This is a genomic window from Vibrio neptunius (genome assembly GCA_019339365.1).
Taxonomy (GTDB): domain Bacteria; phylum Pseudomonadota; class Gammaproteobacteria; order Enterobacterales; family Vibrionaceae; genus Vibrio; species Vibrio neptunius.
Window position 1 is genome coordinate 1,526,982 of record CP079859.1, and the last position, 15,814, is coordinate 1,542,795.

At 44.3% G+C, this 15,814-nt stretch carries 12 protein-coding genes, 3 pseudogenes and 1 riboswitch; of the genes and pseudogenes, 7 read left to right on the forward strand and 8 right to left on the reverse strand.

Annotated features, from left to right (window positions below):
* Positions 1–66 precede the first annotated feature (66 nt).
* Both KW548_07395 and aat read right to left on the reverse strand, forming a co-directional pair.
* Complete coding sequence (locus KW548_07395) at positions 67–765, reverse strand: arginyltransferase (protein QXX07777.1); 699 nt, start codon at positions 763–765, stop codon at positions 67–69.
* Positions 762–1,484 carry a leucyl/phenylalanyl-tRNA--protein transferase gene (gene aat / locus KW548_07400; protein QXX07778.1) on the reverse strand — a complete coding sequence of 241 codons (723 nt, stop codon included), beginning with the start codon at positions 1,482–1,484 and terminating at the stop codon, positions 762–764. The genes KW548_07395 and aat overlap by 4 nt, the downstream gene beginning before the upstream one ends.
* A 17-nt stretch (positions 1,485–1,501) precedes the next feature.
* Here aat and KW548_07405 point away from each other — a divergent pair, with 17 nt between their 5' ends.
* Both KW548_07405 and aroA read left to right on the forward strand, forming a co-directional pair.
* A complete protein-coding gene (locus KW548_07405; GenBank protein ID QXX08000.1) occupies positions 1,502–1,957 on the forward strand; it encodes a glycine zipper 2TM domain-containing protein in 456 nt (151 codons plus the stop codon).
* 159 nt (positions 1,958–2,116) lie between these two features.
* Positions 2,117–3,398 (forward strand): annotated as a pseudogene (gene aroA / locus KW548_07410) (3-phosphoshikimate 1-carboxyvinyltransferase).
* Between the two features lie 45 nt (positions 3,399–3,443).
* Here aroA and KW548_07415 read toward each other — a convergent pair.
* On the reverse strand, positions 3,444–3,674 hold the full coding sequence (locus KW548_07415) for a DUF2498 family protein (protein ID QXX08001.1): 231 nt from the start codon (positions 3,672–3,674) through the stop codon (positions 3,444–3,446).
* 382 nt (positions 3,675–4,056) lie between these two features.
* On the opposite strand from KW548_07415, the gene topA reads away from it, so the two are divergent.
* The 4 genes and pseudogenes from topA to KW548_07435 all read left to right on the forward strand — a co-directional run bounded on the left by topA (position 4,057) and on the right by KW548_07435 (position 10,817).
* A complete protein-coding gene (gene topA, locus KW548_07420; GenBank protein ID QXX07779.1) occupies positions 4,057–6,684 on the forward strand; it encodes a type I DNA topoisomerase in 2,628 nt (875 codons plus the stop codon).
* A 507-nt stretch (positions 6,685–7,191) separates the two neighbouring features.
* A complete protein-coding gene (gene glgC, locus KW548_07425) occupies positions 7,192–8,409 on the forward strand; it encodes a glucose-1-phosphate adenylyltransferase (GenBank protein ID QXX07780.1) in 1,218 nt (405 codons plus the stop codon).
* Entirely contained in the window at positions 8,399–9,856 is a 1,458-nt protein-coding gene (gene glgA, locus KW548_07430; protein ID QXX07781.1) for a glycogen synthase GlgA, read from the forward strand. The genes glgC and glgA overlap by 11 nt, the downstream gene beginning before the upstream one ends.
* Before the next feature lie 164 nt (positions 9,857–10,020).
* Positions 10,021–10,817, forward strand: a pseudogene (locus KW548_07435) (alpha/beta hydrolase).
* Here the strand turns inward: KW548_07435 and KW548_07440 are convergent.
* The 5 genes and pseudogenes from KW548_07440 to torD form a co-directional block, all read right to left on the reverse strand.
* Positions 10,814–11,125: a DUF2007 domain-containing protein gene (locus KW548_07440; protein ID QXX07782.1), complete on the reverse strand. Its 312-nt coding sequence runs from the start codon at positions 11,123–11,125 to the stop codon at positions 10,814–10,816. The pseudogene KW548_07435 and the gene KW548_07440 overlap by 4 nt on opposite strands.
* Entirely contained in the window at positions 11,122–11,817 is a 696-nt protein-coding gene (locus KW548_07445) for a TVP38/TMEM64 family protein (protein QXX07783.1), read from the reverse strand. Before KW548_07445 ends, KW548_07440 begins: the two co-directional genes overlap by 4 nt.
* A gap of 137 nt (positions 11,818–11,954) precedes the next feature.
* Positions 11,955–12,549, reverse strand: a pseudogene (locus tag KW548_07450) (TfoX/Sxy family DNA transformation protein).
* Between the two features lie 188 nt (positions 12,550–12,737).
* Positions 12,738–12,823, reverse strand: a riboswitch (cyclic di-GMP riboswitch).
* 145 nt (positions 12,824–12,968) lie between these two features.
* Entirely contained in the window at positions 12,969–13,976 is a 1,008-nt protein-coding gene (purR, locus tag KW548_07455) for an HTH-type transcriptional repressor PurR (GenBank protein ID QXX07784.1), read from the reverse strand.
* 214 nt (positions 13,977–14,190) lie between these two features.
* Positions 14,191–14,838: a molecular chaperone TorD gene (gene torD / locus KW548_07460; protein QXX07785.1), complete on the reverse strand. Its 648-nt coding sequence runs from the start codon at positions 14,836–14,838 to the stop codon at positions 14,191–14,193.
* A 237-nt stretch (positions 14,839–15,075) separates the two neighbouring features.
* On the opposite strand from torD, the gene torR reads away from it, so the two are divergent.
* The gene (gene torR / locus KW548_07465; GenBank protein ID QXX07786.1) at positions 15,076–15,789 is read left to right on the forward strand and encodes a two-component system response regulator TorR; all 714 of its coding nucleotides are present in this window, start codon (positions 15,076–15,078) and stop codon (positions 15,787–15,789) included.
* The last annotated feature ends 25 nt before the right edge of the window (positions 15,790–15,814 follow it).

Here is a 15,814-nt window from a genome sequence, read left to right on the forward strand (position 1 = left end):
AAAATGGATAATTTCAACCGACTGGTTTCGCCGATAAAAATGAAATAAGTAAAGTTGGGGCGTATTCTACCCTTGCCAACGCTGATTTACTAGCCTTTGATGGCGCTGAAAGCGGACTTTGTAACTCATTGCAGGGCATTCATCAATCTGATAACCCAAATAGAGCCACTGTTTTCCTTGCTGTTGACAGTATTCAAGCTGATACAATACACCGAGAGTACCCAAAGATAATGGGTAATCAGGATCGAAAAAGGTGTAAAACGCACTGGCAGAATTGGAAAGAATATCAGTGACAGCGATAGCGATCAGGCGGTCTTGGTCATAGATATGTAAATACTGAGTGTTCAGCCAGTGGCATTGAGAAAACTTCGCAAACTCGTTCTGCTTAGGCGGGTACATGGTACCATCACTATGGCGGACGTTGATATAGTGAGAATACAAATCAAACCAGCCCGGAATCATCTCGTCGCGCAGCTCCCAACTTAAATCTTTTGCTTTATTGAGTAAACGCTTTTGGCTTTTGGACAGGTCAATATCAGGTACTGAGACTCTGATTGCTTGGCAAGCTTGGCATTGGTCACAATGTGGCTTGTAAATCGTATCACCGCTGCGTCGAAACCCGTTTGCCAGCAACACTTCATAGCTAGAAGCGGTATGCATTGTTGGATCTAAGGCTACTGCAACCCGTTCTTGCTTATCTTTTAGATAGCTACAAGGGTGGCAGTCGGTTAATCCAATACGGATTTGTTGCAGATCGGAACTCATTGATTCTCCTCTGAGGGCAGCGTAAGCCATTGAGCTTTAAAACTGTTATCGACAAGCTTTTCCTGTCTTAAGGATAGCAGGCTTTGCATAAATTCATCGCGTTCAAGCTCTTGAGCCCCCAAAGACTTGAGATGTGGGTTCATGACCTGACAATCGATCAGTTTGCCGTTCATCGCTTTGAAATGTTCACAGAAATACCACAACGCTATTTTAGACGCGTTGGTTTGCTGACTAAACATAGATTCTCCGCAAAAAACTTGACCAATCGATAGACCATACAGGCCACCAATCAGTTCATCATTGCTCCAAACCTCGACAGAGTGGCAGTGGCCAAGAGATGCCATTCGTTTATAGGCGGAACGCATTTCATGGTTCAACCAAGTTTCATGTTCTGGCCGCATCGAAGCACAACGATCAATGACTGACTCGGTCGCTAGGTTGATGCTGATCCGATATTTGTGCTTACGTTGAAACTTTTTAAGACTTTTAGCCGGTTTGAATGTCTTAGGATCAAATACAGCTCTCGGAGATGGACTCCACCACAAAAGAGGTTCACCAGGTCCATACCAAGGGAAAATCCCATTTTGGTAAGCAAGCAAAAGGCGATCCGGTGAAAGATCACCGCCAAAGGCAAGCAAACCATTAGGATCGCTCAATGCTTCGTAAGGAGACGGGAACCAAAGTTTGTTTTCGTCGAGCTCTGTTAAGTAAATCGCCATGAAACAGGAGAACCATGATGAAAAAGTGGCTTTGGATCTTATTCATTTTTCCGCTTGTTGCCAATGCAGCATATGAGAGAAATCAGGCCAGACCCGTAAATCAGGTCGTATTTGGTGAAGTGGACTCAGTTCGTTATCTTACACAACAAGATATTGTTAAAGCTGAATCTTCAGGATGGGAAACTTTGCTTGGCGCTGTCGTCGGCGGTGTTATCGGCAATCAATTTGGTGGTGGAACAGGTAAACAAGTCGCCACTGGTGTTGGCGCGGTGGCAGGGGCGGGCATCGCTCATAAGCGTGCCAATCAGGAATATAAAGTGGAGTACAAGCTGGTCGAGGTTCTGATTAGCACAGACCAAAATAAGTTGATTGATGTGATTCAGGATGTCGATAACACAATGCTGTTTGAGCGTGGGGACAAGGTACGAATACTGTATTTTGACAACGGCGTTAGGGTTGACAAAGAGTATTGATGCACCCTGCGTGCTGTTAATGTAGATACCAGATAAAAGATCGCGACTAATTGTGATTTTGGTCTAGTTTTAGATGTCGATTTTAGATAGGCTGCAAGTACGAAGAATTGTTCATCGCTTGCTTAGGAAGGCAAAGTGATCAAGGAATAACTGAATTTAATGGAAAGCCTTACGTTACAACCTATCAATAAAGTCAATGGTGAGGTCAACTTACCCGGTTCTAAGAGCGTTTCTAACCGTGCACTATTGCTCGCGGCACTGGCAAAGGGAACGACTCGCCTAACCAACCTTCTAGACAGCGACGATATTCGCCATATGTTGAATGCGTTAACTCAACTTGGTGTTAACTATACCTTGTCGCAAGACAAAACGGTGTGCGAAGTAGAAGGATTAGGTCGAGCTTTTGATACACCAGAAGCCTTGGAGCTTTTCTTGGGCAATGCAGGCACGGCGATGCGACCGCTCGCCGCTGCCTTATGTCTGGGAAGCGGAGAGTATGTATTGACTGGCGAGCCGCGTATGAAAGAGCGTCCGATAGGCCACCTCGTTGAAGCACTTCGTCAGGCTGGTGCAAATGTAGACTATTTGGAAAATGAAAACTTCCCACCTCTGAAAATTAAAGGCACGGGCCTGAAAGGTGGCACGGTTGAAATTGATGGTTCGATTTCCAGTCAATTCCTGACGGCCTTCTTGATGTCGGCTCCGCTAGCACAAGACGATGTGACCATCAGAATTGTTGGAGAGCTGGTCTCCAAACCTTACATTGACATCACTCTACACATTATGTCGCAGTTTGGTGTTGAGGTAGAGAACAACGATTATCAAGAGTTTGTTATCCGTAAAGGTCAATCTTATGTTGCTCCTGGTGATTTTTTAGTTGAAGGTGACGCTTCTTCTGCGTCTTATTTCCTTGCTGCTGCTGCCATTAAGGGTGGTGAAATCAAAGTGACAGGTATCGGTAAAAAAAAGCATTCAAGGCGATATCCAGTTTGCTGATGCGCTAGAAAAAATGGGAGCCGAAATCGAATGGGGTGACGATTACGTCATCTCTCGTGTTGGTCAGCTAAACGCTGTCGATATGGACTTCAACCATATTCCTGATGCGGCAATGACAATTGCAACGACGGCATTGTTTGCTAAAGGCACAACGGCTATCCGCAATGTCTACAACTGGCGAGTGAAAGAAACCGATCGCTTAGCGGCAATGGCAACAGAGTTGCGTAAAGTCGGTGCAAAGGTGGAAGAAGGGGAAGATTACATTGTTGTCACGCCACCTACTCAACTAACCCATGCTGCGATTGACACCTATGATGATCATCGTATGGCAATGTGTTTCTCTTTGGTTGCTTTAAGTGATACACCTGTAACGATCAATGATCCGAAATGTACGTCAAAGACCTTCCCGGATTATTTTGACAAACTGGACTCGCTGAGCTGCTAATTGTCGTGAACCCTGATGTACGTCATCAGGGTTTGATTGAGCGGTCTAATCTTCTAAAGTAAATTCTTTCGATAAGTGGTGTGCCAAATATTTGAAGATGTTAAAAACAGCGGTAGTGCTTGCTGTCGGTAGACCTTCATCATTCAAAAAGTAATTCCCTTTGAACACTAACACGTCATCTATCTCTTCGACACTGTCTGCTCGGATTCCTTCCGTATAGTCTTCATGTTCCTGAATGATGTGGTTGGCGATCAGTAACAATTCGAATTTGGAAATGACTTTTTGTGAGCCATATGTATCACTCGCTTATCAATGTTTACCTTTATACAGGGGGATTTTAAGTGGGTTGGACACGAAAGCAAATGCGTCAGATCAATTTAATTTGAGCCAATGTTGGGTAGGGAAGAGGATAGGTTTTGTGACCGGAGGCAAAATTTTTTTTTGTTGTACTAGCGAAAGCCTCTTTTCCACGTTTAGTATGTGGCACTTTCTAAACATAGAGTAAAGACCATTCGTCGAATTGTCGACCAGTCAATGTTGAATTTGAAAAAAGATATTGATCTTCTGAGTTTCTCGCTCAATAGTAAAAAAGAAGCATTATATTAAAGTATGTCGTGCGTTAAATCGCCGAAATCATATTAAGGACACTTGAGTCAATATGGGTAAGTCACTCGTTATTGTGGAGTCGCCAGCCAAGGCTAAAACCATCAATAAGTATTTAGGTAAGGACTTTATCGTTAAGTCCAGTGTGGGTCACGTTCGCGATCTGCCTACCGCAGGTCAGAGTACTGGCCAGAAAGCCGCAGCTGTCTCTACGAAAGGTTTGAGTGTTGAAGAAAAAGCTCGAATCAAAAAAGAAAAAGACCGTAAAGCGCTGATCAAAAAAATGGGTATCGACCCGTTTAACGGGTGGGAAGCTAACTATCAGGTCTTACCTGGTAAAGAAAAAGTTGTTGCTGAGCTACAGAAGCTTGCGAAAGATGCAGACCGTGTCTACCTCGCAACCGATTTGGATCGCGAGGGAGAAGCTATCGCATGGCACCTTCGTGAGATCATCGGTGGCGATGAAGAGCGATACAAACGAGTTGTCTTTAACGAAATTACTAAGAATGCGATTCAACAGGCTTTCCAGAAACCGGGAGAGCTCAGTATGGATGGCGTTAACGCTCAACAGGCACGCCGTTTTATGGATCGTGTTGTGGGCTTTATGGTCTCACCACTGTTGTGGAAAAAGGTCGCGCGTGGTCTGTCTGCTGGCCGTGTACAATCTGTTGCGGTAAAACTATTGGTTGAGCGCGAGCGCGAAATCAAAGCGTTTGTTCCAGAAGAGTTTTGGGACATCCACGCGGACACTAAAACCGCTGACAAGACCGATTTCCGTCTGCAGGTTGCTCAGAAAGATGGTGTGTCGTTTAAGCCGTCTAATGAAGCTGAAACGCAGTCAGCGATTGCTGTACTGGAAAAAGCAGCGTACGAAGTATGTAAACGTGAAGACCGCCCAACGTCGAGCAAGCCTTCTGCTCCTTTCATTACTTCGACACTTCAGCAAGCAGCCAGCACTCGTTTAGGTTACGGCGTTAAGAAAACAATGATGTTAGCTCAGCGTCTGTATGAAGCGGGTTACATCACTTACATGCGTACCGACTCAACGAATTTGAGCGCAGAAGCTGTAGAAACCGTTCGTGGATTCATTGGCGATGAGTACGGTGACGCTTACCTTCCGGCTAAACCTAATGTGTATGGCAGCAAAGAAGGTGCACAGGAAGCGCACGAAGCAATCCGACCTTCAGATGTGGCAGTTAAAGCTGACGATCTGAAAGGCATGGAAGCGGATGCGCATAAACTGTATTCACTGATCTGGAATCAGTTTGTCGCGTGTCAGATGACACCTGCAAAGTATGATTCTACGACAGTGAGCGTCAAAGCTGCTGAGTACACGCTTAAGGCCAAAGGCCGCATTCTTAAGTTTGATGGTTGGACTCGTGTTCAGCGTCCACTAGGTAAGAATGAAGACCAGATCCTGCCCGCTGTTCAGGTAGGTGACAAGGTTGATTTGATTCACTTAGATCCTAAACAGCACTTTACTAAGCCACCGGCGCGCTTTACAGAAGCGGCGTTAGTTAAAGAGCTTGAGAAGAGAGGCATTGGCCGTCCGTCAACGTATGCGTCTATCATTTCGACCATTCAGGATCGTGGGTACGTGAAAGTTGAACAACGTCGATTCTACGCTGAAAAAATGGGTGAAATCGTAACGGATCGCTTAGATGATAGCTTCCATGAGTTGATGAACTATGAGTTTACGTCTCGCATGGAAGAAAAGCTTGACCAAATTGCTGAAGGTGAAGCGAACTGGAAGAAGGTGCTAGATAACTTCTTTGGTGACTTTACCGGTGATCTGGAAAAAGCGGAGCAAGATGAAGACCTTGGTGGCATGAAGCCAAACCATATCGTCTACACCGATATCGAGTGTCCAACTTGTTCTCGTGAAATGGGTATCCGAACAGCATCGACAGGTGTATTCCTTGGATGTTCAGGTTATGCACTTTCGCCAAAAGAGCGTTGTAAGACCACCATTAATTTGGGTGACGAAGAAGGCATCATTAACGTTTTAGAAGAAGACGTTGAAACAGCAGCACTTCGTGCGAAAAAGCGTTGTCCGATTTGTGAAACTGCAATGGACGCTTACCTGATCGACGATAAGCGTAAGCTACACGTGTGTGGTAATAACCCTAATTGTGATGGTTACATCGTTGAGCATGGCGAGTACAAGGTGAAAGGGTACGACGGCCCTGTTGTTGAGTGTGACAAGTGTGGCAGTGACATGGTTCTAAAGAACGGTCGCTTTGGTAAATACATGGATTGCACTAGCGAGACATGTAAGAACACGCGTAAGATCTTGAAAAACGGCGAAGTCGCGCCGCCTAAAGAAGATCCCGTTCATCTTCCTGAGTTACCATGTGAAAACTCAGACGCCTACTTTGTATTGCGTGATGGTGCTTCAGGTCTGTTTTTAGCCGCAAGTACTTTCCCTAAATCACGTGAGACTCGTGCTCCTCTTGTCGAAGAGTTAGTTCGTTTTAAAGACCGTATTTCTCCGAAATTCCACTATCTCACGACGGCGCCTGAAAAAGATCCAGATGGTCTTCCTATGGTAGTGCGTTTCAGCCGTAAATCGAAAGAGAACTATGTTCGTTCTGAGGTTGATGGTAAGCCATCGGGTTATACTGCGCTTTACATTGATGGCAAGTGGGAAGTGACCGACAAGCGTAAAAAAGCCGCGAAATAAAGTTTCCCATATAAATTAAATTCGAAAGCAGCCTTCTGGGCTGCTTTTTTATTGTTTGGTGTATGTGGTCGACGGTCGTGTAGGTAAATGTTGCCGATTAAATCGTCATGGTTGAGATTCACTAAACTGCCATCTCACCTTCATATCATGTTGAAAGCAAAAAAAGAGGTCTAAGTGACCACTGTGTAAGCTTAGTGTTAAAGGCTTGTATTATCTGGGCTCGATTCTGTGACTTACTTCAGGGCAGCAAAAAGCAAACTTTGTCGCGTTCAAGGTATGGCATCTTTTAAATTGTAAAATTAATGAAATACGGTAATTTATAGTAAACCTTGTGCACACTTAAAGAATAAATAACAGATGAATTATAAAGTTAATTTATGTACGAATGGCTAGTTAAATATCCCATATCGTGTGTTTTTGAGATCAGGCTAGTAACTAGGAAGACAAAGATAAGTCCCCGAAATAACAACTTATCTAGAATTAAAAAATTATTATGGAGAATAAATAATGGCTGGTGTTTTAGGAATGATTTTAGCTGGGGGAGAAGGCTCTCGCCTGCGTCCGTTGACAGAGTCTCGCAGCAAGCCTTCGGTTCCTTTTGGCGGTAGTTATCGCCTGATTGATTTCGCTTTAAACAACTTCGTAAATGCAGATTTAATGCGCATCTATGTACTCACTCAGTTCAAGTCTCAATCCTTGTTTCACCACCTCAAGAAAGGTTGGAATATCAGCGGTATCACCGATCGATTTATAGACCCAATCCCTGCTCAAATGCGTACAGGCAAACGTTGGTATGAAGGTACAGCTGATGCGATTTATCAAAACCTACGTTTCATGGAACTGGCTGAGCCGGAGCAAGTTTGCATTTTTGGCTCGGACCATATTTACAAGATGGATATCAAGCAGATGCTGGATTTCCATAAAGAAAAACAGGCTTCACTGACCGTTTCTGCGCTGCGTATGCGTTTATCTGAAGCGTCTGAATTTGGAGTGATAGAGGTTGACGAAGAGGGGAGAATGATTGGTTTTGAGGAAAAGCCAGCACAGCCCAAACCGATTCCTGGTGATCCTCAGTACGCTTTAGTGTCCATGGGTAACTACGTATTCGAAGCTCAGCCACTGTTTGCAGAATTGATTGAAGATGCAGACAATCCGGATTCGTCCCATGATTTTGGCAAAGATATCATTCCCAAGATGTTTCCACGCGGTGATGTGTTTGTTTATGATTTCAGCACCAACCGTATTACTGGCGAAAAAGAAGAAGTGTACTGGCGTGATGTCGGTACGATTGACGCATATTGGCAAGCGCATATGGATCTCCTTGAGAAAGATGCGCCATTCTCTCTATACAATCGCAAGTGGCCTTTGCATACCTTCTACCCAGCCCTTCCACCAGCGACTTTTTCTGACTCAGATAATGGCCGTGTGCAGATCATCGACAGTTTAGTGTGCAATGGAAGTTATATTCGTGGCTCTCGAATTGAAAAATCTATACTTGGGTTCCGCAGTAACATTGCATCTACGTGCGATATTAGCGAAAGTATCCTTTTAGGCGACGTGAAAGTAGGCGAAGGCTGTATATTGCGTCGTGTCATCATTGATAAAGACGCGGATATTGCACCGGGAACACAAATTGGTGTAAACCTAATGGAAGATAAAAAGCACTTCCACGTGTCTAACGATGGAATTGTCGTCATACCAAAAGGAGCGCGAGTTGGCTACTGAGAATTTATCTATTCTGTTTGTAGCATCGGAAGTTGAAGGACTGATTAAAAGTGGTGGCTTGGCTGATGTTGCCAAGGCACTGCCTGAGGCTCTTCTTAGACTTAAACAAGATGTACGAGTAACCCTACCAGCTTATCAAAAAATCCCTCATATCGACTTGGCACCTACTGTGCTTGAGACGAATCTGGATCACTGGCCACATACTGAATACAGCGTCAAAGCATTGAACCTTGCTGGGCTTAGCGTATACGCCATTGACTGCCCGCGATACTTTGAACGCCCGGAGATGTACGCAGAAAACAATCAAGCCTACAGCGACAATGGCGAACGCTTTGCCTTTTTCAGTGCAGCGTGTCTAGATATGCTGCCTAAGCTTAGTTTTCAACCCAATATTATACACGCAAATGACTGGCATACGGGATTGGTTCCTTATCTGCTTAAACACCGATATGGTCGCACAGCTTTTTTTGAACAAACAAAAAGTGTTTTATCAGTTCATAATGCGGTATTTAAAGGTGTGTTCAGTTACGAGGAGCTTCAGATTTTGCCTGAAATGCATACTCGTTACGCACCAGATGCCGCAGTGAGTTCAACACATGTCACTATGCTGAAAGCGGGCGTGATGAATGCAGATAAGATCAATGCGGTCAGCCCCACTTATGCGCAAGAGCTGAAAACAGAACTAGGCAGCCATGGTATGGCTGCTGAGTTCAAACATCGAGAGAGTGACTTAGTGGGTATATTGAATGGTTGTGACTACTCAGCTTGGAACCCCGAAACCGACCAGTATCTACCAGTTAACTACAAACCCAATCGTCAGAGTATGGTGAGAGGAAAGAAGGCATGTAAGCGAGCTCTTCAGGAGCGCGTTGGTTTAGCGGAAAATGACGGTGCAGTGTATGGCATGGTATGCCGCCTGACGAACCAGAAAGGCGTCCATTACTTACTGCCGATACTCGACCAGTTTTTGCGTTATGAGGTTCAACTGGTCATTGTCGGTACAGGTGACCCAGTTCTGGCATCTAAGCTCAAAGATATCGAAGCCTTACACAGTGATAAGTTCAAGTTTATAGAGGCCTACGACAACGAATTGGCTCATCTGGTGGAAGCTGGGTCTGATTTCTTCCTTATGCCATCGGAATTTGAACCTTGTGGTTTAAATCAGATATACAGCATGGCTTATGGTACGTTACCTATCGTACGTGGAGTAGGCGGCTTGAAAGACAGCGTTAATGATTATGATGCTGATCCTGAGACCGCGACTGGCTTTGTGTTCCACTTACCAGAACCCAAAGAATTATTGCTCACTCTACAACGTTCTTTACTACTGTTTGCCCAGCAACCGAATGAATTAAAACGCGTTCAGTTGCATGCTATGCAGCAGGATTTTTGCTGGGATAAGTCGGCTGATGAGTATTTAAGCTTGTATCTTAGTGCCCTCAAATAATCTCTATACTATGAAAAAGGGCGTCTATTAGACGCTCTTTTTGTTCAATTCTAAGCGTGATTTCTGGTAATTCTGAGCTCAATTGACATAAACTGACGTAAAATAAATTAAGTTTGTGGTACTCTGCTGACACATGAATTTCGAACCCGTTGACTGAATACTCTATGAGTGAAACGCTTCTTTTCCATAAAACATATTTGCACCCAACCAGTCATGAGTGGGTTGTTTTTGTGCATGGTGCAGGGGGAGTTCATCGATCTGGTTCAAACAGATCAAAGCCTACCGGCAGCATTTCAATCTGCTACTTGTTGATTTGCGAGGACACGGAAAATCTAGCCCTTTTTTGAAAGAACTGATTTCCAATCGCTACACATTTAAAGCTGTCACGGCCGATATTCTCAAAGTACTCGATCATCTAAAGATAACGTCGGCTCATTTTGTGGGCATGTCTTTAGGGACCATCATCGTGCGAAATTTAGCAGAAATGTCAACGGGAAGAGTTAAGTCAATGGTACTGGGAGGTGCAGTAACACGCCTTAATACACGCTCTCAAGTTTTGGTGAGGCTAGGGAATATGTGTAAGCATATTGTGCCTTACATGTGGCTGTACAGCCTGTTTGCTTATATCGTCATGCCACAACGCACTCAGAAAGAATCTCGCCATCTATTTATTCGTGAGGCTAAGAAGCTTTGCCAAAAAGAGTTCAAGCGCTGGTTTATTCTTACAGCAGACGTGAATCCTCTCATGCGCTATTTTAAAGAACGTGAACTGCCTATCCCAACGCTCTACTTAATGGGGGAAAGAGATTATATGTTCATTCGACCAGTTAAAGAAATGGTTGCTGCGCATAAAACAAGTACATTGTTGGAGATCCCAGATTGCGGTCACGTATGTAATGTCGAGCGCCCTGAAGCCTTTAACCAGTACTCGATCGCGTTTATCAAGAGTCAGGCTACTTAAGTAGGGCTTGCAGCTCCGCAATGCCAACATACACCAAATTGAGCTTCGTTAGCTTCCCCACACTCTCCACAGCACCATTCATTGCCCGCGCAGGCTTGTTGATGAAACTGTTCAATGATTGCGATTGCGCGCTTTTTCATTTGAAGGTCTATTAACCATACATAAGGCTGCGAATGTTCTCCGAATGGGATCTCTCCTTGCAGGCTAAAGATACCTTCTCCTCTCACTTCGCAATGTATTCGGTTGGATTTAAGAAGCTCACAAATGATGTGAGCTTCGGGTGGGTTGTTAGCGGTGAATATTTTCAAGACGGGCTCCCATCTCGTGTCTGTGGTGACCCTTTAATTTTTCCCATCACCCATTTGGTAATCACAGGGAAGAGCCCTAGAAGAGCGAATGAGGCCAATACTGATGGAGAGACAATACCTGATAAGCTATCTATCTGTGCCAATTGTGTGCCTGCATTCAGGTATACCGCTGTACCAGGTAGCATGCCTAGCTGACTAACGAGATAAAATCGAGACGTTGAAATAGGTGTCAGACCCATGAGTAAGTTGATGAGAAAAAATGGAAACACAGGTATGAGGCGCAATGAGAACAGGTAAAAAGCCCCATCTCGATCGACACCTTGGTTGATGGCATTCAGTTTGTCGCCAAATTTACTTTGCACCCAATCACGTAGCAGGAAGCGGCTACTTAAGAAGGCTAATGTTGCTCCTATGGTGCTGGCAAATGAAACGAGTAACAAACTCGTCCAAAATCCAAATAGAGCGGCGCCAAGTAGTGTGACTACTGCTGCCCCTGGAATGGAAAACGCAGTGATAGCGACGTAAGCCAGGAAGTAGATAGCTGCAGCTAGGGTAAAATTACTGTTGATGTATGCAGATAATGCAACTTGTTGTGACTTGGCATTTTCTAACGTTAGGTATTGACCGAAATTGACTCCGAGAAAAATGATCAGGCCGACCAACAGGATACCCAACACAAGTTTCTTATTCATAACGACTTCCTCTATTTCGAGCAGCAGACACATTGCGCTCATTTAAATTGTTAACAAATAAGAACTGTTTGGCAAAGATTAAATTTCACAGCCAATAAAAAAGCCAACCGTCTGGTTGGCTTTTCATCGATTCTTGATTAGCTGTTGAGTATGTTGACCAGCTCCTGTCGACGTTCAGGTGGAATGACGGACCAATGCTTACCATTGATTGCGCCTTCCAACGCCCAAAGTAATTCTAGGGACACGTCTGCGGTATGAGTGGCTTGAATCGCCTTAAATGCCTTAACTGAACCTGTTTCCTCTAAATTTTCAACGCTATCGATGCCCGCTTTCTTTAGCATACGTTCAGTTGCAAGACGGAGGTTAGGGAGGTCTTTAAGGCGGTTAGGTCGAGTTTTCGCTTGAGATGTCTTTTCTTTTTTTAGCGACTTCGAGTGCGCTCTGCGCTAGCTCTATCGCGCGGGTGGGGCAGGAGGCGACATCGTTGGTTAAAGCGAAGTATTTGGTTACGACCGGGAAGCCTCGTTTTTTGTAAACATAGGGCTCTAAGCCTTCAGATTTAAATTGACTAGCCAGTTTGTCGTCGGCGCGGATATGGAGCATATCGTTAACTACCAATGCGAACATTGTGTCGTCTGCGAAGATTCCGAATCCGCCGAACATCGAACGCGATTTTATACGACCAAGTGGGTCAAAAAGTCGCATCGAGTCTTTAAGTATTGGTTTATCCATGCTGTGTTATCTCGGTGTATATTATTATACGCCACCAAATTCAGGTCCGAGAGATTAGCAAAATAATGCAGATAAAGTGTCAATAAGGTGTCATACCAGAATAAAACTCATACATTTACAATGTTCGCTCAAAAGTGAGAATTGCAGTGTTGTGTTTTAAACGATACGAATCGTTTGCATCTTTGCCCATCGGCAACCCCGCTACCTTTCAGTTTCCTGAGTCAGGCCGGAAGCTTTGCGTCCCACCCTTTCGAGTGGTTTGCCCTGTTCGTGGCATTAGTCGAACATCTTAAGGATAAATAAAATTTGAGGCAAGTATCACATCTCTATTGATCAAATGTGATCTTGGTTCAATTAAATTGCGCCTGAATGATAGACCCGACTAATAGATTGAGTTATTAATCGGGCGTTTCACACTGCTATTTGTTGAATTTGCACACAGTATCGCGTACTACAATTTCTGGGTGCATTTCAAATACACGCTTTTCATGCTCTTTGTCTTTGATGCGTTCGAGAAGAATTTCAAACGCATTCTTACCAACGCGTCGTTTAGGTTGGTGGACCGTTGTGAGTGGTGGTGAGAAGTACTCGGCGAGTTCGATGTTGTCATAGCCAATCACAGAAACATCTTCTGGAATACGAACACCTTTTTGCTGCAGTCTGCTCATTAAACCTAGTGCCATGGTGTCGTTGAAACAGAACACTGCTGATGGTTTTTTGTCCATGGCGACGATCTTATCGGCTGCCAACACCGCTGTATCGCACTCGAAGTTACCTTCTAGAATCCAATCTTCGTTGACGGAAAGATTGGCTTCGGTCATTGCACGACGGAAGCCTAAAATACGTTCCTGACAGGCCGCTTTTTCGAAGTGCCCGCTTAGACAAGCAATATCTTTATGCCCGTTGTCGATTAGGTATTTGGTCGCAAGATAACCCCCTTCTTCTGAGTTATCAATGATCTTATCGGCTTGAGAGCTTTCAGGCCCCCAATCCATGACTACTTTAGGAATGTCTTTCTGACGGTCTAGCATCTCACTGAGTTCTTCTGTTAGGTCAGAACACATAACTAGAATGCCATCGACACGTTTTTCCGCGAGCATACGGATATAGTCGCGTTGTTTCTCGTAGATGCCACCAGTGTTACATAAGATCAACGTGTAGCCTTGACGATAACAATAGCTTTCTACACCATCAATGACTTCAGAGAAGAATAGGTTGGTCGATTGAGTAACAAGCATGCCGATAGTACGAGTAGTATTACACTTCAGGCTGCGTGCGACGGCGCTTGGTGCGTAATTCAATTCCGTGACTGCTTCCATTACCTTTTCTTGTGTCGCTTCGGCAACAAAGCGTGTCTTATTAATTACGTGAGAAACTGTTGTAGTTGACACACCAGCTAGGCGTGCCACATCTTTAATAGTGGCCATAAGGTTCTGTCCTGTCGATGACTGCCAGGAGATATATTCAGATTGTAGAATAAATTGGCAGAAAGTATCAGAAACACAAAAACCGCTGTATTCAGCGGTTTGTCTCTAGTTCATTCATTTTTATCGTTTGCGGTCACGATTCTAGACCGCAAACAAAAGAAGAGCAAACAAAAAGAAGGTGTAATAAGTTTTGTATCACACATTCATAACAAGGTTACTCACCTCTTAAGTAGGCACAGTCGAGTTCAAGAAACGTAACCAGTAGCAAAGCAGCCGCAGAGTAAAAGCCAAATTTGTCCAATGTTTCGCAAAGCTTACTAAATTGTGGCACCCAACTCAGGAGATGTTGTTGAATAAATCCTTCTTGTTCGACGAATGAATCTTCCATGTGGCGTTCTTGCTCTAGCTCGTTAGCTCGGATAATCAGGTTACCCAAAAAATCGAGCTCAATCGCAAGGTGGTCTGCGGGCTCATTCAGCCCTTTGTCGACCTCAATGCCATGTTTAGCCATCAACTCCGCCATGTCTGCGGCTGGTTGGTCATTGAGAAGGCCAGCGTTGCCGATATATATCGAAGCGTAAGGCAGTGCTGAGTCCTTGTTTGATTTGAGAAACAAATCGCAAAAGTCTGCGGCCAGTTCAAGCTGAGCATCTTCACGATCGATAAGACGATTGAGCGCAATGATTAGTTTATCTATGGCTGGTTTCAGGTGAGAGTTTTCCCCCAACCCTGTTAGAAAAGAACGGATCTCTACAGATTGATACTGCTGAAGATCCTCTTCTGTTAGCTCTCTAGCAAATAAGCTGGACAACCACCAGTATATTTCAGCGCGTTTTTCGTTGAATGCTTTAAGTTCTTGCATGAGTTCAGACTCCTGAAAATTCTGCTCTCCAGTTTAACCAATAAAAATGAATAGCGATAATGGGTGTTGTTTCAGATTGAGTGCAAAAGTGCAAAGTTATTAATGCCTGAGACCAGTTTTGTTTTGAATCAATAAACACTCAGGTTTCCCTTTGATAGGACGACAAACACTAGAATTGTTACTGATTATGAATAGAATACAGACGAAGACAATTCCAAATGTAAGTAAGTGGTGTAAATGAGCTATCACGTATTAGTAGTTGAAGACGACACAGTCACTCGCAGCAAGTTGGTTGGCTACTTTCAAAACGAGGGTTACCAAGTCAGTGAAGCTGAAAGTGGCGAGCAAATGCGCGACACGCTACAAAGTGATGAAATTGATTTGGTGATGCTGGATATCAACCTTCCCGGTGAAGATGGGTTAATGCTCACACGTGAACTTCGCAGTCAATCAGACATTGGAATTATTCTCGTAACGGGGCGCACGGATAGCATTGATAAAATCGTAGGCCTAGAAATGGGCGCAGATGATTATGTCACCAAGCCGTTTGAACTGCGTGAATTGCTTGTTCGTGTTAAGAACCTATTGTGGCGCATTGCCGCAGCTCGTCGTGGCATTGATGTCGATGAACAGCAAAAAAATACAGGCAATGTGATACGTTTTGCTGAATGGACCTTCGATGTTCCTCGTCGAGCGCTAAGCAAAAATGGCGAACCAGTAAAACTGACCAAAGCCGAATATGAGCTGTTAGTTGCTCTTTCCTCTTATCCGAACCAAGTACTCAGCCGAGAACGTATACTCAATATGATCAGTCATAGAGTTGATGCACCTAATGATCGCACGATCGATGTGTTAATTCGCCGCATGCGCGCTAAGATGGAATTCGATCCTAAAAATCCACAAATTTTTGTGACTGTTCATGGTGAAGGGTATATGTTTGCGGGTGACTGAGTTAAACAGACAACTAAAAAATACC

Coding starts and splice junctions, on each gene's coding strand:
- KW548_07395 (QXX07777.1), bottom strand. CDS start 765: ATGAGTTCCGATCTGCAACAAATCCGTATTGGATTAACCGACTGCCAC.
- aat (QXX07778.1), bottom strand. CDS start 1,484: ATGGCGATTTACTTAACAGAGCTCGACGAAAACAAACTTTGGTTCCCG.
- KW548_07405 (QXX08000.1), top strand. CDS start 1,502: ATGAAAAAGTGGCTTTGGATCTTATTCATTTTTCCGCTTGTTGCCAAT.
- topA (QXX07779.1), top strand. CDS start 4,057: ATGGGTAAGTCACTCGTTATTGTGGAGTCGCCAGCCAAGGCTAAAACC.
- glgC (QXX07780.1), top strand. CDS start 7,192: ATGGCTGGTGTTTTAGGAATGATTTTAGCTGGGGGAGAAGGCTCTCGC.
- KW548_07445 (QXX07783.1), bottom strand. CDS start 11,817: ATGAATAAGAAACTTGTGTTGGGTATCCTGTTGGTCGGCCTGATCATT.
- purR (QXX07784.1), bottom strand. CDS start 13,976: ATGGCCACTATTAAAGATGTGGCACGCCTAGCTGGTGTGTCAACTACA.
- torD (QXX07785.1), bottom strand. CDS start 14,838: ATGCAAGAACTTAAAGCATTCAACGAAAAACGCGCTGAAATATACTGG.
- torR (QXX07786.1), top strand. CDS start 15,076: ATGAGCTATCACGTATTAGTAGTTGAAGACGACACAGTCACTCGCAGC.